We start from the raw sequence: 23,122 nt of genomic DNA on the forward strand, positions 1-23,122 counted from the left end.
ATCAACATTATTATTTTCTACTCAATGAGTTTAAACCCCGACGTCAACGCCACAATCACCGAACCAAGGATGAACAAATTGATCAATACTTGTTTTACTTTGGATTTCATGTCCTTTTCCCCCTTAACATTTTATTTATTGATTCGCAGGAGCGGCCGTTGTTTCTTTCTCAGCATCGTCTGCCCCATGCCGCGGTGCGCTGAGCATCAGATGCTGGATGAACAAGAACGCCCCTACGTTCATCACGACGTCGCCGATGCTGATGACTTGCTGGCGCGGATACGGTGGAGACAGCGGAATGATGTCGCCGAGAAACGGCAGAAGCGTATCCGATGTGATCGCCTGGTGCTTGCCGTACAGACCGGCTTTTAACGCTTCGATATATTCGCGGCCGAGAAATTGGGCGGCTTCGATCGAGACCGGCATCCGTCCGCCGTTTACGGCCATGACGATAAAGTTGAGCAAGACGCCGGCGAAGATGACCGGAAACCCTGGCTGATGGCGGTTGAGCCATAAAAACGCGAGCCCGGTGATGTAGACGAGGAGAAAAATGCCGTTGCTCATGCTCGAGATCCATGCGACCCGCTCTTGCAGGAAAAAGACCACAAACTGCACCGCCAATAAGATCGGGAACAGCCAACCGAAGCGCAATTTCATGTTGGCCAACCCTTTCAGGCTTCCGCCGCGAAACCAGCCGATCAACAACGACAAAATGATTCCATCGTAAACCATAATGCTGTCCCCTTGATAAACAGAATTTTCTCTTTTTTCTAAACTGCTATCCTCACTTCTATTTTTACCGTTTTTTTATTCCATGTAAATAGTCCGTTCGTCCTAACTGCAAACAAATTTTAATCAATACCGTCTTATTTCCTCTATTTTCGTCATTTTTCAAAACAAAAAAATGACAAAAAACAGCACGATATGTATCTAAAGAAGTATAAAAAAATAACTATTTTATGGAACACTCCCCCATCTACATAAGCGCTTGTAAAGAAGCTCTTGGGCGCGCTTCACCATGGCAGGCGGCTAGGTGATCTTCATTCCCTTCACCGTTTCGTTGTTTCCACTTACGCTAGAACAGAGATTCACAATAAAGATGAGAAACGAGCCGTTCGTTGAACCGACTGGCCGCCTATGTCTCCGGCTTATTGTTAATGATGCCCTATACAAATGAGAGTCTTCTTTCCAAAAATAGAAAAAACGGATTCCTATCACCGTCAGGAACCCGTTCACCCATCAATCTTACCGCTCTGGCCCGCAGCTGCCAGAGCAACGGTCGGCCAAATGGCACGCTGCGCATGTCCCTTTGGCGCTTTTTTTCACATGGCGAACCAACCCCCACCCGGCATAGGCGAAAATCGCCCCGCCAATGATGATATTAGCAATCATCACACTCTCCCCTTTCATTGAAAGTGAAACATCATTCCAACTTGATAGACAAGGAATGAAATCATATAAGCGACCGTTAAGGCGATGCCGATCGACAGCAGCGTCCATTTCCACGATCCGGTTTCTTTACGGATCGTCGCCACCGTCGCTAAGCATGGTGTATATAAAAGAACAAACACCATAAAGCTGAGTGCCGATAACGGAGTGAAATGGGCGGCAATCATCTGCTCGAGACCGTTTGCCTCACGGACGTGGTAAATAATATTCATCGTTGATACAACGACTTCTTTCGCCAAAAAGCCGGTGATTAACGCGGCCCCTGCCTGCCAAGCACCGAAACCGAGCGGCGCTAACAGCGGAGCGATCAAACCGCCGATCGCAGCGAGCAAACTATCATCCATCGGAACGCCAACTCCGTGCGGTCCAACATATGTCAACAGCCAAATGGCCACCGAACCGCCGAAAATAAATGTTCCGGCTTTACGGACAAATCCTTTCCCTTTCTCCCATGTGCTGCGCCATAATGTGAGCGCCTGCGGCACGCGATATGGCGGCAATTCAATGACAAAGAGCGAGCTTTCATTTTTGAATACTGTCGATGAAAACAACTTGGCGAGCCCCAAGGCCACCACGATACCAAGCACATAAAGCGAAAAGACGACAAGCGCCTGCTCATGAATAAAAAACGTTCCAGCAAACAATGCGTACACCGGCAAGCGGGCGGAACACGACATAAACGGCAACAGCAACATCGTCAGTAGCCGTTCTTTCGGCTGCTCGATCGTGCGTGCCGCCATCACCCCAGGAACGTTGCAACCAAAGCCGATGATCATCGGAATAAACGCTTTGCCGTTTAACCCGATCGCTTCCATCAGCCGATCCATCACCATGGCCACGCGTGCCATATACCCGGAGTCTTCTAGCAAAGAAATGAAAAAGAACAAAATGAAAATTTGCGGTACAAACACAAGTACACCGCCGACCCCAGCGACAATGCCGTCTAACACAAGCGCTTCGATAAACGGCGACGCCCCCGCCCAATCAAGCAAGCGCGACAGCCAATCGGTGAGCGGTCCAGAGAAAAAGGTGTCAAGTTGATCAGCAAGCGGCGTGCCGAGCCAGTTGAACGTCAACATAAACACGATATACATCAGCGCCAAAAAAATCGGCAAACCAACATAGCGGTTCGTCACCACTGCGTCCACTTTTTCCGTCAGCGTGAGCGGTTTTGGCTTAAACTCGATGGCCGCAGCAGCGATCGTTTCGCTGATCCATCGGTCGCGCGTTTCATAAATATGTTTCGCCGCCTGACAACCAATCGCCTGTTCCGTTTCCTTGCGGATCGCCAAAAGCGGTGACAAATCGAAGCGGTCGCGCAAATAGGCGGCAAGGCGCTCGTTTCCTTCTAAAAATTGCAACGCCATCCAGCGCTTATCTCCCGGCACGTCATCCGGCAGTTGCTCAGCAATGCGGCGGATCGCACGTTCCACTTCGACGCCATAGTCAATGAACATGCGGGAATGGTGTCCATCTTTCGCCGACAAAATGGCACGCTCTAATTCCTTTGCCCCTTTCCCCGTTCGAGCGATGACCGGAACAACTGGGACGCCAAGATGACGCGACAACTTGACTGCATCGATTTTGATGCCGCGTTTTTCCGCGACATCCACCATGTTCAAAGCGATGATGAGCGGCCGGCCAAATTCCAATAACTGAACCGTCAAATGCAAGTTGCGCTGAAGTTGCGACGCGTCAACGATATTAACGATCGCCGAACACGGCTCGGTCAATAAAAAATCGGTCGCCACCCCTTCATCGCGGGACAGTGGCTGGAGCGAGTAAATGCCGGGCAAATCAACGACCGGCACGCCGTGTTGGCGAAGCACTCCCACTTTCTTCTCAACCGTCACCCCGCTCCAGTTGCCAACATATTCATAAGAGCCGGTTAAACAGTTAAACAATGACGTTTTGCCAGTATTCGGATTACCAAACAGCGCTACGTACGACATATTTATTTCACCTCAATCGATGACGCCTCTTTGCGCCGTAAGCCGATTGCCTGCCCATCGACTTCAACCATTACCGGGCCGCCAAACGGCATCGCGGCTTTCACCCGCACCATTTTTCCTTCTTTAACCCCTAGATGAAGAAGACGCTGTTTCAGTGCCTCATGCTCAACGGCCAAGCGGACAACGACCGCCGTTTCTCCTTTATGCAAATCGGTCAGCACCATCGTCTTTTCCCCCTATTTCCCTGTCTATTCTCATTTGTGTCAAGAATGATTCTTTTTCTCAATTCCTATCATAGCATAACCAAAGAAAAAGGAAGTGACTTTTTTCACAATCATTCTATATAAGTTGAATTAAAGATTTACAACTGAACACACAAACGATCGATCGTTTGTTCTGGTTTCTGGTTGATTCGCTGAATAAAGGCTTGGACATTCTTTCTAATTTCTTGCACACTCGAATAGAACACGTTGTAAATCACGTCTGATTTCAGCCATTTCCATAGCCCTTCAATCAAGTTCAATTGCGGACTGTATGGTGGCAAAAAGACGAGCTCTAACCGATCTTCGTGTTCTTTTAAAAATGGCTGAATGAGTTTGGCATGGTGAATTCGAGCGTTATCTAAAATCATCACTATTTTGCCTGTGGGATAGCGTTCTAACACAAGTTGAAGAAATCGAAGAAATGTTTCCGCGTCATAGCATTCTTCTTCGATGCAAAACACTTCCCCTGTTTCGTAGTTCAACGTGCCAATCAGCTTCAGCCCTTGATGTTTTCCAAACGTCGGAATGATTCGTTGTTTTCCTTTGACAAACCATGTTTTTTGAATCGCTTGGTAATCACGAATCATCGACTCATCTTGAAAGAGGACATGGGCGATGTTCCCATCTACCAGTTTTTTTTTACTTCAGGGAAGGTGATTTCGACGAATTCTTTTTGTTTCTCTTCATCGGCATTGGCTAGTGTATAGGTCGGTTTCGTATAGCTTAGCCCTAACCGATGCAGAATGTCACTTGTTCCGCGAAGCGTGTATGTTGGCCCCCACTTTTGTTGAATGAGTTCAGCGATTATCGCAAGCGTCCAATTATATTTTGCTTCGAATCCCACATCTACGGGGAGCTGATGTTCAATGATCAAAGCCAGCTCTTTTTCCTGCTCAGGGGTCAATCGACGTGGGGCGCCAGGTGAGTATTTCATCTCCAGTCCATCAAGACCGCGCTGGGCGTAGGCATGAATATAGTTATAAATAGTTTTCTTGGATCGACCAATAATCGTTGCGATTTCTCCTTTGGTATATCCCTGCAAATGAAGATAAATCGCTTGGTAGCGTTCATATGCTCGTTTACTTTTTGCTTCTTTCATGGCAGTGGACAACTTTTCGATCTCGTCTTTGTGATTTGGCATCATATTTTCTCTCCGTTCCCCTATTTTCTCTTTGTATTTATTCGCCGTGGAACGGGAGAAAACCTTTATTTCAATTTATATATATTGTCAACATTTTTTCAAAATTCTCTGCAAGATTAGTTGAACTTTTCGAAAAAATATATATAATTTCTTGTATATCTTTCCCATCTTTGCTCAAGGAGGAAATGCAGTGAACACAATCGGGAGAATCAGCAACTTTGTCGGCAATACGTTTGCGATTTGGGTGCTTCTCTTCGGCGCACTTGCCTTTTTCGTTCCAAGCGCGTTTACGTGGATCGCCCCGTATATTGTGCCGCTCTTGGGGATTGTGATGTTTGGCATGGGGTTGACGCTGTCGGCGAACGATTTCAAAGAAGTATTCAAGCGCCCGCTGGATGTGCTCATCGGCGTCATTGCCCAATTTCTCATCATGCCGCTCATTGCGTTTTTGCTCGCCTACTTTTTGCCGGTTTCGCGCGAAGTGGCGCTCGGCATTATTTTAGTCGGCTGTTGCCCGGGCGGAACGGCATCCAACGTCATGACATACTTGGCGAAAGGAGATACGGCGCTGTCGGTTGCCGTCACCTCTGTGTCTACGATTTTAGCGCCGATTTTGACGCCTTCACTCATTTTGCTTTTAGCCGGGAAATGGCTGTCCGTATCCGCTGCCGCTTTATTTTGGTCGATCGTCAAAGTCGTACTGATTCCGATTCTTTTAGGACTTATCGCGCAAACACTTTTCCAAAAGCAAGTAAAAGCGTGCATCCCGGCATTGCCGCTCGTTTCTGTCATCGCCATCGTTGCTATCGTCGCTGCCGTCGTCGGACAAAACCAAGCAGCCATTGCCAAAAGCGGACTCCTTATTTTTCTTATTGTCGTTGCCCATAACGGGTTGGGCTTGTTGATTGGGTACTGGTTTGCCAAACTGTTTCGCCTGTCGCCGCCAAAGCAAAAAGCGATTTCCATCGAAGTTGGCATGCAAAACTCTGGACTTGGTGCGGCCTTGGCGACCGCCCATTTTTCGCCGCTCGCTGCCGTTCCGAGCGCCCTTTTCAGCGTCTGGCACAATATTTCTGGTCCGATCGTCGCGACATACTTCCGCAAACAAGCAAACCACCAAACAGCGAATGACAAAACGATTTCCACTTAACTTCTCACACTTTGTCTAGCAGCAAGGAAAAAGCTGTCTCCTGAAATGAACGACCATCTTTCGGAGACAGCTTTTTTATGCCCGCCACCGCTCACGTTCCTTCTCGCCACCAGCGGTCTAACGTTTCTTTGACAATCATGTACACGTTAAAAAAAACGAAAAGGCGGACATCCGCCTTCACCTTCGTTTTATAACATCCGTTCAAACGGAAACACGATCCGCCTAGCCAATTCAGGAAAATCGATGAACGGATTTCGGTTGCCTTGAATGAAAAAAATGGCGCTGTTGCGATGGTATTCATATACCGTCGGTGGGAATTGCTCGTGCCACCGGACAAGAAGTGGAATGTCGATTTTACGCCGAAACGATTTCTCAATCGCCTTCGGGTAACGGAGCAAAAAATACAACATCGCCCGTGCCGCCGTCCCTTTGCCGTACTCCGGCTCGAAATAACCGTTATGGGCGACGCCGCATCGGTTCTGGATCTGCTCGCCTGGATCTTCCGGATTGTAAAATGGAAAATCAGCGTACGGGAAGTTCGACCGAAGCGTATTGCATTCCGGCTGGCAAACGAATAAATGATGCAAATCGCCTTTCATCGGTTCACGGGCACCGAACCATGACTGCGGCACGACATGCTCAGCATTAAATTTCCATTGCTTCTCGATCGTTTTCACTCGCTCGCGTACATCACCCGGCCCATGTTTCGCTTTTTTTAATAGTTGGCGAAACTCATCGTAACGTCGTTTCATCGTTTCGACATCTTGGACAATCAACGTTTTCGGATCTTTTCGCTCGCCGGAATACAAACTGCGCACCGTCCCATCCGGCTGCAAGTCAACCCATGTGTACAAATACTCGTCTTTGCTGAAAAAATACGGCAACCGTCGCTTATGGGTGTGCGCCACCAGCTCGTGGTAACGGACAAACAGCATCAATCCGTCCCCATCAAACGGTACATAACGGTAATACCGTTCGCGCGCCTGTCGGTCTTCTTCGGCGCGATAATACGCGTCTTCCAAAGCAAGTCGCTCGTTCAGATGCTCAAGCTGCGCCACAGCATCATCCATTTGCCATTGGCGAAGCTCATTAAGCTGTCGTTCCGCCTCTCCCATCGCTGTTCCCCTCTTTCTTTTCCTTTAGTTTACCATGGGAAGGGGGGATGACCGCAACATGACTAACCAAAAAGAAACAGCGATGAACGACACGATCACCTTCATACATAGACGACTGGATTCGAATCTCCCTAATGGCGAAACGATTTGCTCTAGCGACATCTGCGGGGCTTTCATGATCAGAACTACGGTCATGCTAAGGAACGATTCGCCTTGTCGCACGTTTATGAAATCGGTCCAAAAAAAATAAAAAGCTGCCTTTTAGACAGCTTTGACTGTTTCGCTTTGCGCAACAGACGGTAACGACAACAAGTGAAGGGTCACTTCCGGCTTTGAACCAACCCGGATGTTCACTCCGGTTTGCCCGAGCCCTTCATTAATATAAAACGGCTTTCCTTCCCATTCATGATAGCCTTTAATCATGTTCCGCTTGGTGAGCGTTTTACTCATTTTTGCCAAATGGTACGGCTTAGGCCAATGAATTTGCCCGCCATGGAAATGACCGGAAAGCAAATAATCAAAATGGTAGGCACCCATATGCGGAACGATGTCTGGATCGTGCGTCAATACTATGTTGATGCCGTCTTTCACGCCGGCGTACGCCTTTTTCATATTGCTGCGTCTCGTGTAAAAATCATCAATGCCGATAATATTAACGGTTTGACCGTGAACTGTAATCGTCTTCATTTCGTTTTGCAGCACGATGCAGCCATGCTCCTCAAGCGTCGCCTTCAAACGCTCAAACGGCTCGCCTTGAAGCACGTAATCATGGTTGCCGAACACCGCATACATGCCATAAGCTGGCTGCAACTTTTTCAATGCCGTCAAATACGGACCGAGCTTAGGAATGCTCGCTTCACGGTCTAGGAAATCACCGGTCAAAGCAATGAAATCAATCGGTTCCCCTCTAAGCTTTTCGTATAAATCGTCCGGAGAAATGGATAACTTTTCTAAATGAAGGTCAGACAGCTGTAAAATGCGGATAGCACCGTTCCCATCCTCCGGGCTGCCGACCTGAATTTTATGCAAAACCGCTTCATACGTGTTGCGGTGTGCTTTTCGCAGACCAAAAGCCAACAACAAAAAGAATGATAGAATGATCAACAAGAACGCCATTGTCTTCTCTCCTCCCTCGATAACCATTATAGTGAAACGGAGGAGAGAAGAAAGAGGGAGTTAGTGGATAAGATGGTAACCGTATAAGGAAAACAGCTTTTCTTTCGACATCAACAAATATTTTGGCGGACGGCCAAATGGCGACAACCCAGGTCGAGCCACCGCCATCATCGGCACGAGCGCCATTGTTTTGAACCAACGATACAACGGATTGGCAATATCCACCGTTTCAAATCCGAGCCGTTCGCATCCTTTGTTTAACATTGTAATACCAATAATCCCTTTCATCCGTTCAGAATGTTTATGGTGATAAAGATGGTAGGCGACATACGGCAAGCCGGATTTGACTTGTTCAAGAATATAGCGCCCTTTTTTAATGTCACTGTCATATCGAAACAGTTCACGCACGAGCCGGACGTTGTGGAGATGAATTTTCAACAGCCAATCATTCGCCGCAATCGTCGTTCCGTCCGAAAGATGGATCGTCTCCCCTTTGTATTGGAGCGGGCGGACGCGGAAAATGGAACGGCGTCCATCCTGCGCTTCACCAGCGTATTCGAGTCGAGAACAGGCGTAATAAATCGGATCGATGATTCCCCACATCGCCAACAAACATTCGACCGCTTTTTCCTTCATGCCTGCATCCTTCCTTTATCTCATATCTTATGTATTAACATTTTGGAACATTTGCCGACACATTATAAATGGGGAAAAAAGGCGCATCACGCCGGCGCATAACCGGTCGTGGGCCGCACATACTGAAATCAAACTCCAAATTTTCGCCTAGGTTGTGATTATCATGACAACAGTGCTTTTTCTCCCGCTACTTCAGCTTCCGTCCGGCCATCATCGGGTTGCTGAGGCGCTGGTGGAAGGGTTGCGGTCCATCGATCGCGCCGTGAAGTGCGAAAAAATCGAATTGCTTTCCTCGCGACTTGGCGCCAAAGAACAGTGGATTTCCCGCCTCTATTTGCGCTGCATTCGTCATGTTCCTAAAGCATACAGCATCGCCTATCGTCGTTCCGTTTTGCATCCCTCATCCAAACCGCCGTCCTTCCCACCTTATGAGTGGCTGTTTGGCGGCCATCTGAAACAACTGATCCGTCGCCTAACGCCGGCGCTGATTGTCTGTACTCATGCGTTTCCATCATATTTGCTCGACCTTCTTAAGCAACGTGGGGAAATCGATGTTCCCGTCGTCAACGTGTATACTGATTATTTTGTCCCAGGCGTGTTGATTATCCAATAAAATCCAAAGGGTATAGAAAAAAGAGCACCTTTCCTGTAGAATGTGAGTAGCGACACAAACAAACCCAGGAGGTGCTCTCTATGAACAAGCATACCACACTCCCGAATTTGATGCAAAAACTTGTTTCGGATGAAGAGATTCAACTGATTGCCGAAGCGGTTGGGTATCGTGATTCGTCTCGAACCTTTACGTTGCGCGAGTTGATTCACTTCTTCCTGCTGGCCGCCATGCATCAATGGAAAAGCTTTCGCCACGGAGCCGATGTGGGGCCTCTGTATGGATTGCCGCGATTCCATTATTCAACTGTATCCAAGAAAGCGAAAGAAGTTCCCTATGACATCATGAAACGCTTGTTGGCGTTGATCATTTCCAAGTGCAACCGCCAAACCCGCCGCTCGCTTCGGTTTCCCAAACCGCTTCGGGTGGTGGATTCGACGACCGTCACGGTCGGGAAAAACCGCCTGCCATGGGCGCCGTATCACGGCGAACGCGCCGGAGTGAAGCTGCACGTCGCGTATTCGCCGGAATCCTCGTTGCCGGCAGACGTGGTGGAAACCATCGGACTGCGTCATGATGGCCCGGTGGGAGAACAGTTGACGAACGCTCAACAAGTGCTGGTGGAAGACCGGGCGTATTTCAAAATCGAACGCCTCGATCGATTTGTGGAGCAGCATCAGCTCTTTGTCATTCGGATGAAGGACAACATCGAACTTCATCAGAAAAAAAGCTTGAAACGCCTTTCCAGCACATCCTCATCGGTTCAAGCCGACTTCACGTGCCAGTTGGGGACGAAACAATGCCGCTCCACCAAGCGTCACCGGGTGGTGATCTTTCGAGATGCGAATGGCCGCGACATTCGGGTCGTGACGAACCTCTTCCATGCGTCTGCGGAAACCATTGCCGACATGTACCAACAACGTTGGACTGTTGAGGTCTTTTTCCGTTGGGTGAAGCAATATCTGAATGTCCCGACCTTGTTTGGCACGACGGAAAATGCGGTATACAACCAACTGTTTGCGGCGTTCATCGCGTATGTGTTGCTGCGATGGCTGTATGATCAAACCAAAAAACAGACGAACGTCTCTCTTTCCTTCATTTCGTTCGTTCGCCGTTTTTTCTCTGGGCAGCTTCCTCTCGATTGGAAATCCGGGATGGCCGCTGCTTTGTTTGAGTATGCCCAAATTTATGGAAGGCGTATGTCTAATTTTGGATAATCAACACTCGTGATTTTGTCCATAATTTATGGGGAAAAACAGCCATTGATGTCCATTTTGTCGGTCATCCGGCCATGAAGGCAAAACTAGAAGAAAAAGGAGTAACAAGCGAGCGGATCGTCGTTACCGGCATTCCCGTTCACCCAGTGTTTTCCGTCCGGTCGGCGGCACCGGCGGCGCGTTCCCGCTACACCGGGCTCATTAGCGGCGGCAGCCTAGGTCTTGGCGATTGGGAACGGCTTTTAAGTAAAATCGCACCGGATGATCCGGTTGACTATTATGTGTTATGCGGCACAAACGAACAGCTGTATGAGCGGTTGAAGAAGAAAAACCATCCGCGCCTCCTTCCGCTCCGTTACATTTCATCTCCTGCGGCAATGAGTGCGCTTTATGACGAAGTCGATTTTGTACTCACAAAGCCAGGCGGCGTCACCTTAAGCGAATGCCTTTGCAAGCGAAAACCAACGTTTATTTATGCGATGTTGCCTGGGCAGGAGGAAATCAACTTTCGTCTCTTGTGCGACGACGGGCTCGTTTTCGATTTCCGCCATTGGCGCTCACTCCCGTCACTGTCGGAAGCTATCATCTCCATGCTACACTCGCCAACTCTTGTCCGCTGCCTTGCCAAGATGGACGACTATCACCGCGCACTCTCCCCAGCCGATCCGGCGCTTGTCATTTACGAGCGCTTTTTAGCGGCCGTGCCGTCCCGGCAAAAGTCGTAACCGCTTTGGCTTCACCGCCTCTTCCATATATAGAAAAAGGCGCCTGCCTCAAAGCAGCTGGGCAGACGCCTTTTAGCGACGGGTGCTGACGGTGACAAACACGAACTTATCATACCGATGGCGGGAAAACGAATATTCAAACGGTTTGCCGTTGTTTAAAAAGCCAACCTGCTCCAATTCCAACACAGGATCATCGGGCGCGCATTGCAAGTATTGCCGATCAAGCTCGTTCGGTTTATCGGCACGAATCTTTCGGTGCGATCCGGCAATGGTTAACCCAAGCTCATGAGTAATGTAATGATAAATCGAGCCATGAAGCACCGTTTCATTGAGTCCCGAAATCAAATGGACAGGCATATACGTCCGTTCAATGACGTACGGCTCCCCATCGACCTTGCGCAGTCGGATTAAGTGATACACCGGTGTGTTTGCATCAATACACAAATGCGAAGCCACCTCATCAGTGGGAAACAACACTTCAAAGGTGATAATATGGCTTGTCACCTTTCGTCCTTCCAATAAGCTCGTTAAGCCGAGCGTTTCGTTGCTGACAACGTTCACTAGCCCGTTAAGCATCGCGGATTTCACAATAAATGTGCCATGACCGCGCTTTCGATACAACAGCCCTTCGGACACAAGCACATCAAGTGCTCGTTTTACAGTCATCCGGCTGCAGCCAAACTCCTCAGCGAGCGAGATTTCATCAGGAATCGGCTCGTCTAGAGAATACATCCCCTCTTTAATTCGCCTACGTATTTCATTTGAAATTTGTTCATACTTTGGCATCATTTTCATCCCTCGCCATTATCTTATCTTCATTGTACGAACAATCATCTGTTTACACAATAGCCAGTGTGACTTTCCCCCTCATCCCTCTTTTCACGCTGCCTCATCCATTCAATCTAGAAAAGGCGCCCCGCTGCCCCGGGACGCCTTTTCCTTCATTCAAAATCCGTTGTTTTCCGCGACTGTTTTAAACCAATAGCCACTTTTTTTGATCGTTCGCTTCAAGCCGTTGTCCAAATCAACCGCGACGAGCCCGTACCGATTTTTATAGGCATTGGTCCACGACCAGTTGTCCATAAACGTCCAAAGGTGATAGCCTTTCACATTGACCCCTTCTTCCACCGCGCGATGCACCCATTTTAAATGTTCGCGGATGAAAGCAATCCGGTAGTCGTCATCAATCATGCCGTTTTCATTACGAAACCGATCTTCCCCTTCGACGCCCATGCCATTTTCAGAAATAAAGCACTCAATGTTTCCATAGTTTTCTTTGATATTGATTAAAATATCATAAATGCCTTTTTCATAAATTTCCCAACCGCGATACGGATTCATTTTCCGTCCAGGCATAGCATAATAATCGAAAAATCGCTCCGGCAAAAACGGGGCATCCGGGTTGGGGAGATGCTCTTTTGCCTTAACGCGGCGCGGTTGATAGTAGTTGATGCCGAGCAAATCGATCGTGTTTTCTTTGATCAGCTCGCGATCACCGGCTTCCGTTACAGGCAAAAAGCCATGTTCATCCAACAGTTCAATCAAATCTTGCGGGTATTCTCCTTTCACCGCCGGATCTAAGAAACTCCGGTTAAACAACAAATCCGCAATATGTGCCGCTTTTACATCAGCTGGGTGCTGGCTGCGCGGGTAAGACGGCGTCAAATTCAAAATGATGCCAATCTGTCCTCCCTGGATGGCCGCCTTGCGGAAGGCAGCAACCGCTTTGGCATGGGCAATCACCGTATGGTAAGCCACTTGTACAGCACGGCGGAAGTCTACGATGTTTGGGTAATGAAAATCGTATAAATACCCTCCTTCCACCGGAACGATCGGTTCATTGTGGGTAAACCATTTTTTTACCCGATCCCCGAACAACTCAAAACAAATGCTGGCGTAACGGGCGTATGCATCCACGACTTCGCGGTTTTCCCAACCTCCGATATTTTGCAGTGCTAACGGCATATCAAAATGATACAAATTCACAAATGGCTCGATCCCACTCGCCAATAGTTCATCGATGACTGCATTGTAAAACCGCACGGCTTCCGGATTGACCTCACCGATTCCCTTTGGAATCAAGCGTGACCATGAAATCGAAAACCGGAATGAATTATGCCCGATCTCCTTCATCAAAGCAATATCCTCTTTGTAGCGGTGATAAAAATCTGATGTAGTTGACGGGCCGACGCCGTTAAAAAAGCGATGTGGCTCCTTTTCATACCAATGATCCCAAATATTTTTCCCTTTCCCCCCCTCGTTGGCTGCCCCTTCCATTTGCGTTGCGGACGTCGCGCTTCCCCACCAAAAACCGGCAGGGAAGCGGTACGTGATTGGCTGCTTCGATTGTTGTTCCATCGCGATTCACCTCGTTTGCTGCGTAGTTATGATGCACTTTTTGCAGAGGCTTGTTCCTCTTCTCTCTCCTTTTGCAAGTTCATCCGGTCAATGAATTTTAAGAACGGGAACCAAATGACGAGCACAATCAAGAAATTGACCAATTGCAATAGTCCACCAGCTAGCGAGTTTGTCGCCATAATACCGTTAATAAAAATCGGCACGGTCCATGGCACCGCCACACCATTTGGAGGCGGCACAAGCCCTGAGGACATCGCCAAATAGGTGACCAACGTAACGATCATTGGCGCCAAAATCCACGGGACGATAACAAGCGGATTCATCACTATTGGCAAACCGAAAATGATCGGTTCATTGACATTGAAAATTCCGGGTCCGAGCCCAAGCTTAGCTACCTGCTTCATTTGCTTGCTCTTCATAAAGAGCAATATCGCAAAAATGACCGCAAGCGTCATTCCCGTTCCGCCCATCCCGACCGTGTAAATTTCAATAAACTGTTTGCTGACGATATGCGGAACTTCCCCGGTTTGTGTGTACGCATTTAAGTTTTCAAGCGACAGTGTGTTCCAAATCGGATCCATCACCGAGTTAATGATGATTTGCCCATGCAATCCGAAAAACCATAAAATTTGTGCGACAAAAATAGCGACTAACGTTGGAATAATGCCGCTCCCGAGACCAACAAGCGGGGCTTGTACAGCGTTGTAAATCACATCATGCATGTTTGTTTGAAACATTTGTGTTACAATAATATTGACGACGAGGAAAAAGGTCAGGGTGACCACTGCCGGTATTAATGCCGCAAACGACTTCGCAACCGCCGGTGGCACCCCGGCCGGCATTTTAATTGTAATGTTTTTTTGCACAACTTTTCTGTAAATTTCCCCAGCGATAAAGGCGGTAATCATCCCAAGGAACATTCCTTTCGCTCCAAGACGGTCAAGCGGAATGACTCCTTGCACCGCTTCCTTTCCTTCTATTTGGACCACAAACGGCGTCAATAAGAGAAATGAAGCTAAAGCAATCGCGCCGCCAAAAATCCCCTCGACTTCATAACTTTTCGACAAATAATAACCTATGCCGAACACGACGAAAACCGTCATCACCCCCATTGTCGCATTCGGGGCAACACCAAGCATGTCTTTTAACATATTCAGGCTGCTTTCGCTCATGATCTTATCTAAAAACGGCAAGTTGGCGATGACGACCGCGATCGAACCGAAAATCGTCAACGGAAACGCCAACATAAACGCATCACGCAACACTTGCAAATAACGACTGTTATTCAACTTTCCAGCGACCGGAACGAGCACTTTGCTCAATTTCTCAAATAAAGCACCGTTCATTTGACAGCCCTCCTTTTTATATATTCCGCTCCTTTAACAAAGCAAGCATCTCTTTCACAATCTCTTTCATCGCCAACGTTGACATAACATGGTCTTCCGCATGCATAAGAAGCAAGGTGATCGTTGTTGGCTTTCCGCTCGCTTCCTTTTGGATAAGTTGAAAATGGACATCGTGCGCGACACCTAACTCTTGTTCCGCTTCTTCGATCAATCGTTCTGATTCCTCAATTTGGCCTGAGCGGTATTCACGGATAGCTTGGACAATTTTACTGCGAGCGTTGCCGCTATGCAAAATGATGTGAAAAGCAATTTGTTCATTCGTGAGTTGGTGTATGTCCACTTTTTCCATCTTATTTTTCCTCCATTAATTTCAGCGCTTGTTCGTACACTTTTTTTCCATCCGCCATCCCATAGGCCACCATATCAATGACGTCCACTTGAATGCCATATTTTTGTGCCTCTTTTTGCAATTCCCCTTTTAAAAAGCTCATTTGCGGGCCAATCAACACGACATCAGCGTTCTCCATTTCCTTCTTCGCCTGATCTTGACCGACCGCCCAAATCTCTGCCTCTTCACCAATCGACTTGACGTATTCCTGCATTTTCGTCACCAATAAGCTCGTTGACATTCCGGCGCTGCATGCCAATAAAATTCGTTTCATGATTCATTCCTCCCCTTGTATTGAATGAAATAAATGTTATCGTTTTCAATTTTAATTATATACATTTAAATATATTTGTCTAGTCATTTAATTAAAAAGATTAATATTTTCATCTTCCCCATTTCCACAACTAAAATAGCGCGCACTCACCTTCTTGTGCGCGCAAAACGCTAAATGTTCTAGCTGTTGTTTTATAGCATGCGAGTATAATTAGATGGTCTTTTCGATTCTCTGATGATAAAGCAAGAGGGGATGTTGGGCATTTGACTCTTTCCTTACGAACGCATCCGAAAATGGGCATTCATTTGCCCTTTTAGCATCCGCTCACGCAATTCTTTGGTCATCTCTTGACGAATTTCATAGGTGGATACGCCTTCCTCGCGCTGATCAGCGATTCTCATGAGCTGCTCAACATCCGCAAACGAATATTTGCGACTTCCTTTCGATCGATCAGGAAACACGAGTTTCCGCTCCTCATAATATCGGATTTGACGTGGCGACAATCCGGTTAGTTCACTGACAATACCGATTGAAATCACTTTTTTATATTTGTAACTCTCTTCTTGCCGATTCACCGTCATTTTCCTCACCCTTTAATGTAACTTTTTCTAACATCATTATATAAAAAATGAATGTGATCCGTTATCTTTTGTAAATAAAATTAACATATTTTTTGAATTTCTTGTAAATGAGCTTAACACATTCGCTGTACACTGAAGAAGGCGATGATATAGTAAAGGTAAAAAACACGGAGGGAATCGAATGGGAAAATGGATGCGAAGCGCCATACAGCGGCAAAAACAGTTTTACATTCAACAGCTCATGCAGTCCGGCTTGGTTAACGACCATGAGCGACTCGAGCAATGGACGATGGCCGAACTGCGTCGCGAATATGAACGATTCAATCCCGCTTACAACGCGGAAGGAGGAAGCCGGCATGGACAAACAAGCCCTCGAACTGGCGAAGCGCATCATTGAATTGGACTTAGAGCGCGACGCCATGTTTGAACAGCTGATCGCACTCGTTGGCAGCCAAGCTGATGAACTGCTCCGCTTTTTGCAAAACCGTTAGTCACACATTCAGCCGCAACCATCCGGAACGAAAGGAGCCAGCCAATATGCCATCTGTCTTTCATAGACTTACAGAATCGTTCATCGCGACATGTAAAAAAGAAATGGTCTCCAGCTCAGCGACTGGAGACCGTTTCACACTGAAAATTGCTCACGGGAGATCGTCAGTGGAATAGAGCAGGAAGCAAGCTTCTTGTCCATTTGCTCCCACGGGTTATTTCCTTTCAGCTAATTTACTCGCCCGGCTGCCAGAGATGTTCACGTAATTTTCTTCGAATATCATCAGGAATTGGCTCAGGCCGCCCGGTGTCAAAATTGAAATTGACATACACTGCCCGTCCTTTGGCACAGACCACCCCATTTTGATGAATTTCTTCATAAATCGTAAGGCTCGTGTTGCCGATGCGTTCAACGCCAGTGTACACCGTCACATCTTGTCCGTAATACATTTGGTTGACATAGTCAACTTCCATGCGGATGATTACCATCCGCCAGCGCCGAAACGACAAATCCGGCGTAAACAGTTTAAAAATTTCATGCCGCCCCGCTTCAAACCAGACCGGAACGGTCGTATTGTTAATATGACCGACACCGTCCGTTTCCGACACACGCGGCGTAATCGTCGTTGTAAACATCTCCTACCATCCCCCTCCACCGTTTCCTTCCATTGATTCGCGTTATGTCATAGGGATTCCTGCTTAAAGAATCATGGGTTTAACAGATCATACAGAACGAAGGCCCCAATGTGCAAGGATATATTCAATCTACATAACAAACAGGCGCCGTTTGCAGCGCCTGTTTCCCAACGGTTTACGCCTTGTGCGGCTCTACGATCGTCCCGGCAAACGCGGCTTCGTAAATCGCACGGATGTCGGCTTCCAACAGCGGCAACGGACTGCGGGCAAGCAAACGTTTCTGTTGGACAGCATCTTTCGTCAAGCTTTCTAGCGCGCTTTCGGGGATGCCAAATCCCCCCAATGTTTTCGGAATGCCGACATCGGCGACGAACCGTTCTAGTTCCTCGACGCACCGATAAGACGCTTCCACTTCGGACAAAAAACTTGAGTTGCCGCCAAGCGCGTTGAAAATATCGGCCATTCTCTTCGTACAGCTTTGACGGATGTAGCCCATCACATACGGCAACAGCACAGCATTCGATTCACCATGAGCGATATGAAACTGACCACCGAGCGGATAAGCGAGCGCATGCACACCGGCTACCCCGGCGTTGAAAAATGCCAAGCCGGCCAAATAACTGCCGTTCGCCATATCAATGCGCGCCTGTTTGTCCGAACCGTTGGCCACCGCTTTGCGCAGTGAGCGTGAAATCAGCCGAATAGCGGCAACGGCCAATCCATCCGATGTTGGGCTCGCATTGACCGACACATACGCCTCAACTGCATGGGTGAGTGCATCAATTCCCGTTGCGGCCGTTACCCGCGGTGGAACGGAAACGGTCAGCTGCGGATCAACGATCGCGACGTCGGCCAATAAGTAATCGTGCGTCACGACATCTTTCGTCGTTTCCAAAGACAAGACAGAGATGTTTGTCACTTCCGACCCGGTGCCCGATGTCGTGGGAATCAAAATTTTCGGCAACCCTTTTTTCTCAAGTGTTCGCGTTCCTGTCAAATTTAAATAGTCAGCGACCGAGCCATCATGCACCGCCAAAACAGCCGCCAGTTTCGCCAAATCCAGCGCGCTGCCACCACCAACACCGATGACAAGGTCAAACTTTCCGTCGCGGGCAAACGCCACTGCCTTTTCCCCTGTCTCAAGCGGCGGCTCTGGCACAACATCCGTATACACATGCACGCTATACCCTTCTTGACGGAGCGGGGACGTCACTTGATCGACTAGGCCGATCTTCACAAGCATCGGGTCGGTAATCACCAAAATATGTTTTGCTCCCAACCGCTTCACTTCAGGAACTAACTGGTCAAGCGCTCCCCAGCCGACATGGCTGAGCGGCGGAAAGACAATGCGGGCTACACTCATGGTTCTCCTCTCCCTTCCTATTTGGTTGATTAAACAGCGTCATTCCAAAACTCGCTCAACACAATGCGCTTCTCTTCTTCTAGAGCCGAATGCAAAGATTGATTTAGCGACCCTGTGCCTCCTCGAGCTCCCGCTTCAATTCGCGCACGAGTTCCCCCGCGGGAAGTTCTCGCGCCATTCGGTACCCTTCTCCAGCCCAAAGCGCCATCCGCTCTCGGTCACCCACCTTGGCGGCCGCAGCGCGCATCGGCTTTGTCATATGGTGCACTTGCGGATACGCCGCCGGCGCTAGATCGCTATATTCAGCCATAAACCGGTTCGCCAGCCCGCGCGCCGGCCGGCCGGTAAACGCCCTTGTTACCGCTGTTTCGGTAAAGCGCGGATCCACAAGCGCCTGTTTATGGAGCGGATGCGCCCCGCTCTCAGGACAGCGTAAAAACGCTGTCCCGAGCTGCACCGCACTCGCCCCCGCTTGAAGCGCCGCTGCGATACCGTACCCATCCATGATCCCACCCGCCGCCACAAGCGGGAGACGAACCGACGCGTGTACATCGGCCAACAGCGGGAACAACGTCAATACTTCATCTTTTTCCGGATCGTTGCGAAACGACGCACGATGACCACCCGCTTCTGCCCCTTGCACACAAAGGGCATTCGCACCAGCTTCTGCTGCGATTTGGGCTTCCTCCACCGATGTAACTGTCACGATTACAAACGCCCCAGCCTTTTGCAAGGCAGTGATCACCGCTGTTTCCGGGCAACCAAACGTAAAGCTGACGACCGGTACCCGCTCTTTAAGGAGCACATCGAGTTTCGCCTCCCAATCATCGTCATCCCATTTCGGCTCTCCGACTGTTGCGCCGAGCCGTTCCGCCTCAGTCGCCAGTACAGCGCGATAACGACTAAGCGTCTCTTCATCGACCGTTGTTTCCCCTGGCACAAACACATTCACTCCAAACGGACGGTCCGTCAATGTTCGCAGCTTGTGAATCTCCGTTCTCATCCTCTCCGCCGTCTGGTACCCGCCAGCCAAAAATCCAAGCCCTCCGGCATTTGACACCGCCGCTGCCAGTTCGGGCGTTGACACCCCTCCTGCCATCGGTGCTTGGATAATGGGGACGGGAAGCGTAGAGAACATAGCTAATCTCTCCCCTCATATAAGTAACCACCCTAGCTCAGTTAACTCCCCTTTACTCTTTCGTGCTTGGCGCAGAAAATCCCTTTCTCTTAGCCAATCAATCTATCTAAGATTTTCGAATTCTTTTCGAATGTCCATGTTTCGCTCTCACCTTTCAAGTTCTCCTTGGACAAACCTAGCGGGTCAGCCTGTCTGATTACCTGAGTAAACAAAAACCTCCCCAAACCATCAATTGATTCGGGGAGGTTTTGTCGTCACGGCCGAAACGCTTTTAACCGTTTCGCTATCTCTTTTGTGTGTGGATATACGTCTCGATAGATGGAAAACAGCTCTTTGTACTTCGCAACGGCATCCGACTGCGGTTCAACAACGGCATCGACTTGTTTGAACGCATCGGCGCATTGGTTGAGCGAGTCAAACCAGCCGACGCCGCACGCGGCAATCATGGCGGCGCCAAGTCCTGGCCCTTGTTCGTTTTTCAGTTTTTCCACTGGGATGCCGAAAATATCCGCTTGGATTTGCAGCCACTCGGCGCTTTTCGCCCCACCGCCAATGGACACAACCGAATCGATCGTTTTGCCGCTTGCTTTGATGATCTCAACCGATTCGTTCAGTGAAAACGTAATCCCTTCGATAACCGCACGGGCAAAATCCCATTTCGTCTGTGCCGAATCAACACCGATGAACGACCCGCGAATATCGGCGTCGGCATAAGGCGTCCGCTCACCGACAAGGTATGGTGTAAACAACAAGCCGTTGGCGCCAATCGGCGACTCAGCGGCACGCGTTACAATCTCGGCAAACGGCACGTCTTCCGCAAACGTCCGCTTCCACCAGTCAAAGCTGTACCCAGCCGCCAACGTGACACCCATAATATAGTAGGCATCTGGTTCGGCATGGTTAAAGTAATGCACTCGTCCAGCGAAATCTTTTTCACCGCTTTGTTCATACGCCAAGACGACACCGGATGTGCCGATGCTCGACATCATCTTCCCTTCCGCCAAAATGCCGGCGCCCACCGCGCCGCAGGCATTGTCCGCCCCGCCGGCAAATACTTTCACCGATGCCGGCAGCCCGGTCTGTTCTGCTACATCTGGCCGCAACGTCCCAACCAATGCCGTTGCCTCGACAAGCGGCGGACAAAGGGCAAGATCGACATCAACGGCCCGTGCAATTTCCTCGCTCCATGTTTTCTTTTCGATATCCAGCAATAGCGTTCCCGCTGCATCGGATACGTCCATCGCGATGTGCCCAGTCAAACGGAAACGGACATAATCTTTTGGCAATAAAAACGTTCGCGCCCGCTCGTAAAGATGAGGCTCATGTTTTTTCACCCACAGCAATTTCGGCAGCGTAAACCCTTCGAGCGCCTCATTTTTCGCCGTTGCGAGCAGCGCCTTTCTGCCAACTTTCTCCTCAATTTCCCGGCACTCAGCTGTCGTTCGCGTGTCGTTCCACAAAATCGCGTTGCGAACGACGTTCCCATCACCATCAAGCAACACAAGCCCGTGCATTTGCCCGGAGAAACTCAATCCCACGACCGACTCTGGAGAAATGCCGGCGGTCTCCCAAACGCGGCGCAGCGCTACAATTGTCTTCTCCACCCAATCGTCTGGGCGCTGCTCACTATATCCGGAATGCGGCTGGTAGAGGGGATAGGACTCGGTCCATTCCCCTCTAACTTGCCCGTTTCGGTCGACAAGCAATACTTTGACCGCACTTGTTCCTAAATCGACGCCAATGACATATTCCAACGCTCATCCCTCTTTCACAAGCGGGCTTTACTCGGCACGCTGACTTCCAACAAGTATTGGTTCAGCAGCGTTTTCAAGCGCTCGAGACGGCCGGACGTATTACGAATTTCGCCGAGCTGTAACGCATATTGCTCCAATTTGTGGAAGTCCGCTGTTCCTTCGACGATCTCGCGGCCGATACCTTCCGTATAGCTTTTATACCGTTCTTCGATGAATTGTTCAAACACGCGGTCTTCCAGCAAGCGATGGGCGACTTTCAAACCGATCGCAAAGCTGTCCATTCCGGCGATATGAGCGTAGAACAAATCTTCCGGTTCAAACGAGCCTCTCCGCACTTTCGCGTCAAAGTTCAAGCCGCCACGCCCAAGGCCGCCGTTTTGTAAAATTTCATACATCGCCAACGTCGTCGCATACAAATCGGTCGGGAATTCATCCGTGTCCCAGCCAAGGAGCATATCGCCTTGGTTCGCATCGACCGAACCGAGCATGCCGTGAATGCGGGCGACGCGCAGTTCATGTTCAAACGTATGGCCAGCTAACGTCGCATGGTTCGCTTCGATGTTGAATTTGAAATAATCCTTGAGCCCGTACGTTTGCAAGAATGCTAGCGCCGTGGCCACGTCAAAATCGTATTGATGTTTCGTCGGCTCCTTCGGCTTCGGCTCGATTAAAAACTGACCATCAAAGCCGATCTCTTTCGCATAGTCGACCGCCATATGGAAGAAGCGGGCCAAATTGTCAAGCTCTAGCTTCATGTCCGTGTTCAGCAGCGTCTCGTATCCTTCGCGGCCGCCCCAAAACACGTAGTTTTCCGCTCCGAGCCGCTTCGCAATCTCCAGCCCTTTCTTCACTTTCGCCGCCGCATAGGCGAACACATCAGCGTTGCACGATGTTGCCGCCCCGTGAACGAAGCGCGGATGGCTGAACAAGTTCGCCGTATTCCAAAGCAGCTTCGTTTTGCTTGTTTTCATGTACTCTTCAATCATGTCGACAATTTCGTCTAAGTTTTTGTACGTCTCGCTGAGCGTCTCCCCTTCTGGGGCGATGTCGACGTCATGGAAGCAGAAAAACGGAACGTTCAACTTTTCAAACAGCTCAAACGCTGCCTCGACGCGCGCCTTCGCTAAGTCCATGCCGCTGTATTTGTCCCACGGACGAATCATATTGCCAACGCCAAACGGATCCGATCCATCCCCCGTAAACGTATGCCAATACGCCACCGAAAAACGCAAATGCTCCTCCATCGTTTTGCCGCCAACTTTTTCTTCCGGATTGTAAAACTTAAACGCGAACGGATTGCGCGACTCCGGGCCTTCATACGCAATCTTGCCGATATTCGGAAAATAAGCCATGTCTAGATCCCCCTTAATCACGAATAGTGAAAATGACTTGTGCTAGTTTTTATTATAACGCTTTCATAT

At 49.1% G+C, this 23,122-nt stretch carries 25 protein-coding genes; 6 read left to right on the top strand and 19 right to left on the bottom strand.

Annotated elements, in window-relative coordinates:
- Positions 1-135: 135 nt before the first annotated feature.
- The 5 genes from NSQ22_RS09820 to NSQ22_RS09840 all read right to left on the bottom strand — a co-directional run bounded on the left by NSQ22_RS09820 (position 136) and on the right by NSQ22_RS09840 (position 4,808).
- Complete coding sequence (locus tag NSQ22_RS09820) at positions 136-732, bottom strand: DUF5317 domain-containing protein (RefSeq protein ID WP_021322452.1); 597 nt, start codon at positions 730-732, stop codon at positions 136-138.
- Positions 733-1,245: 513 nt separating this feature from the next.
- Positions 1,246-1,392, bottom strand: coding sequence for a FeoB-associated Cys-rich membrane protein (locus NSQ22_RS09825; RefSeq protein ID WP_339263370.1), 147 nt, complete (start codon positions 1,390-1,392; stop codon positions 1,246-1,248).
- Between the two features lie 14 nt (positions 1,393-1,406).
- On the bottom strand, positions 1,407-3,401 hold the full coding sequence (gene feoB / locus NSQ22_RS09830; protein WP_081157477.1) for a ferrous iron transport protein B: 1,995 nt from the start codon (positions 3,399-3,401) through the stop codon (positions 1,407-1,409).
- 2 nt (positions 3,402-3,403) lie between these two features.
- Complete coding sequence (locus tag NSQ22_RS09835) at positions 3,404-3,625, bottom strand: FeoA family protein (protein ID WP_008880100.1); 222 nt, start codon at positions 3,623-3,625, stop codon at positions 3,404-3,406.
- Positions 3,626-3,762: 137 nt separating this feature from the next.
- Positions 3,763-4,808 (bottom strand): IS630-like element ISBs2 family transposase gene (locus NSQ22_RS09840; RefSeq protein ID WP_076611651.1). Its coding sequence is split into 2 segments (ribosomal slippage): positions 3,763-4,302 and positions 4,305-4,808, totalling 1,044 coding nucleotides; the frame shifts between segments, so codons are not numbered across the junction.
- 187 nt (positions 4,809-4,995) lie between these two features.
- Between NSQ22_RS09840 and NSQ22_RS09845 the strand changes: the two genes are divergently transcribed.
- Positions 4,996-5,955 (top strand): bile acid:sodium symporter family protein, encoded by a 960-nt coding sequence (locus NSQ22_RS09845; protein WP_008880099.1) that lies wholly within the window; start codon positions 4,996-4,998, stop codon positions 5,953-5,955.
- Between the two features lie 188 nt (positions 5,956-6,143).
- On the opposite strand, the gene NSQ22_RS09850 is transcribed toward NSQ22_RS09845, so the two are convergent.
- The 3 genes from NSQ22_RS09850 to NSQ22_RS09860 all read right to left on the bottom strand — a co-directional run bounded on the left by NSQ22_RS09850 (position 6,144) and on the right by NSQ22_RS09860 (position 8,822).
- On the bottom strand, positions 6,144-7,070 hold the full coding sequence (locus tag NSQ22_RS09850) for an endonuclease (protein ID WP_008880098.1): 927 nt from the start codon (positions 7,068-7,070) through the stop codon (positions 6,144-6,146).
- A gap of 261 nt (positions 7,071-7,331) precedes the next feature.
- Positions 7,332-8,186: a metallophosphoesterase gene (locus NSQ22_RS09855; RefSeq protein ID WP_041264463.1), complete on the bottom strand. Its 855-nt coding sequence runs from the start codon at positions 8,184-8,186 to the stop codon at positions 7,332-7,334.
- A 60-nt stretch (positions 8,187-8,246) separates the two neighbouring features.
- On the bottom strand, positions 8,247-8,822 hold the full coding sequence (locus tag NSQ22_RS09860) for a hypothetical protein (RefSeq protein ID WP_008880096.1): 576 nt from the start codon (positions 8,820-8,822) through the stop codon (positions 8,247-8,249).
- 163 nt (positions 8,823-8,985) lie between these two features.
- Here NSQ22_RS09860 and NSQ22_RS09865 point away from each other — a divergent pair, with 163 nt between their 5' ends.
- The 3 genes from NSQ22_RS09865 to NSQ22_RS09875 all read left to right on the top strand — a co-directional run bounded on the left by NSQ22_RS09865 (position 8,986) and on the right by NSQ22_RS09875 (position 11,374).
- The gene (locus NSQ22_RS09865; RefSeq protein WP_339263373.1) at positions 8,986-9,435 is read left to right on the top strand and encodes a hypothetical protein; all 450 of its coding nucleotides are present in this window, start codon (positions 8,986-8,988) and stop codon (positions 9,433-9,435) included.
- 80 nt (positions 9,436-9,515) lie between these two features.
- Positions 9,516-10,649 (top strand): IS4-like element IS5377 family transposase, encoded by a 1,134-nt coding sequence (locus NSQ22_RS09870; RefSeq protein ID WP_015374614.1) that lies wholly within the window; start codon positions 9,516-9,518, stop codon positions 10,647-10,649.
- A 44-nt stretch (positions 10,650-10,693) separates the two neighbouring features.
- Positions 10,694-11,374: a hypothetical protein gene (locus tag NSQ22_RS09875; RefSeq protein WP_339264621.1), complete on the top strand. Its 681-nt coding sequence runs from the start codon at positions 10,694-10,696 to the stop codon at positions 11,372-11,374.
- 72 nt (positions 11,375-11,446) lie between these two features.
- Here NSQ22_RS09875 and NSQ22_RS09880 read toward each other — a convergent pair whose 3' ends face one another.
- From NSQ22_RS09880 to NSQ22_RS09905, 6 genes are all read right to left on the bottom strand, one after another.
- Positions 11,447-12,160 carry a GntR family transcriptional regulator gene (locus NSQ22_RS09880; RefSeq protein ID WP_029761257.1) on the bottom strand — a complete coding sequence of 238 codons (714 nt, stop codon included), beginning with the start codon at positions 12,158-12,160 and terminating at the stop codon, positions 11,447-11,449.
- A gap of 159 nt (positions 12,161-12,319) precedes the next feature.
- A complete protein-coding gene (locus NSQ22_RS09885; RefSeq protein WP_029761256.1) occupies positions 12,320-13,732 on the bottom strand; it encodes a glycoside hydrolase family 1 protein in 1,413 nt (470 codons plus the stop codon).
- A 26-nt stretch (positions 13,733-13,758) separates the two neighbouring features.
- Positions 13,759-15,078 carry a PTS cellobiose transporter subunit IIC gene (gene celB, locus NSQ22_RS09890; protein WP_029761255.1) on the bottom strand — a complete coding sequence of 440 codons (1,320 nt, stop codon included), beginning with the start codon at positions 15,076-15,078 and terminating at the stop codon, positions 13,759-13,761.
- Positions 15,079-15,094: 16 nt separating this feature from the next.
- Positions 15,095-15,427: a PTS lactose/cellobiose transporter subunit IIA gene (locus tag NSQ22_RS09895; RefSeq protein ID WP_029761253.1), complete on the bottom strand. Its 333-nt coding sequence runs from the start codon at positions 15,425-15,427 to the stop codon at positions 15,095-15,097.
- A gap of 1 nt (position 15,428) precedes the next feature.
- The gene (locus tag NSQ22_RS09900; protein ID WP_008880090.1) at positions 15,429-15,740 is read right to left on the bottom strand and encodes a PTS sugar transporter subunit IIB; all 312 of its coding nucleotides are present in this window, start codon (positions 15,738-15,740) and stop codon (positions 15,429-15,431) included.
- Positions 15,741-16,015: 275 nt separating this feature from the next.
- Complete coding sequence (locus NSQ22_RS09905; protein WP_060475884.1) at positions 16,016-16,321, bottom strand: MerR family transcriptional regulator; 306 nt, start codon at positions 16,319-16,321, stop codon at positions 16,016-16,018.
- Positions 16,322-16,502: 181 nt separating this feature from the next.
- Between NSQ22_RS09905 and NSQ22_RS09910 the strand changes: the two genes are divergently transcribed.
- Together NSQ22_RS09910 and NSQ22_RS09915 are read left to right on the top strand one after the other, a co-directional pair.
- The gene (locus NSQ22_RS09910; RefSeq protein ID WP_078172629.1) at positions 16,503-16,718 is read left to right on the top strand and encodes a Fur-regulated basic protein FbpA; all 216 of its coding nucleotides are present in this window, start codon (positions 16,503-16,505) and stop codon (positions 16,716-16,718) included.
- Positions 16,678-16,812: a hypothetical protein gene (locus tag NSQ22_RS09915; protein WP_008880087.1), complete on the top strand. Its 135-nt coding sequence runs from the start codon at positions 16,678-16,680 to the stop codon at positions 16,810-16,812. The genes NSQ22_RS09910 and NSQ22_RS09915 overlap by 41 nt, the downstream gene beginning before the upstream one ends.
- 232 nt (positions 16,813-17,044) lie before the next feature.
- Here NSQ22_RS09915 and NSQ22_RS09920 read toward each other — a convergent pair whose 3' ends face one another.
- The 5 genes from NSQ22_RS09920 to xylA all read right to left on the bottom strand — a co-directional run bounded on the left by NSQ22_RS09920 (position 17,045) and on the right by xylA (position 23,053).
- Positions 17,045-17,446: a thioesterase family protein gene (locus tag NSQ22_RS09920; RefSeq protein WP_008880086.1), complete on the bottom strand. Its 402-nt coding sequence runs from the start codon at positions 17,444-17,446 to the stop codon at positions 17,045-17,047.
- Positions 17,447-17,621: 175 nt separating this feature from the next.
- Positions 17,622-18,809 (bottom strand): iron-containing alcohol dehydrogenase, encoded by a 1,188-nt coding sequence (locus tag NSQ22_RS09925; RefSeq protein WP_008880085.1) that lies wholly within the window; start codon positions 18,807-18,809, stop codon positions 17,622-17,624.
- 103 nt (positions 18,810-18,912) lie between these two features.
- Complete coding sequence (locus NSQ22_RS09930) at positions 18,913-19,947, bottom strand: nitronate monooxygenase (protein ID WP_339263376.1); 1,035 nt, start codon at positions 19,945-19,947, stop codon at positions 18,913-18,915.
- A gap of 254 nt (positions 19,948-20,201) precedes the next feature.
- Positions 20,202-21,701, bottom strand: a complete 1,500-nt coding sequence (xylB, locus tag NSQ22_RS09935) for a xylulokinase (protein WP_008880083.1) — start codon at positions 21,699-21,701, stop codon at positions 20,202-20,204.
- A gap of 14 nt (positions 21,702-21,715) precedes the next feature.
- Positions 21,716-23,053: a xylose isomerase gene (gene xylA / locus NSQ22_RS09940; RefSeq protein ID WP_008880082.1), complete on the bottom strand. Its 1,338-nt coding sequence runs from the start codon at positions 23,051-23,053 to the stop codon at positions 21,716-21,718.
- Between the last annotated feature and the right edge of the window lie 69 nt (positions 23,054-23,122).

Origin of the sequence: Geobacillus sp. FSL K6-3411 (genome assembly GCF_037965715.1) — a bacterium.
Classification (GTDB): Bacteria; Bacillota; Bacilli; order Bacillales; family Anoxybacillaceae; genus Geobacillus; species Geobacillus thermodenitrificans.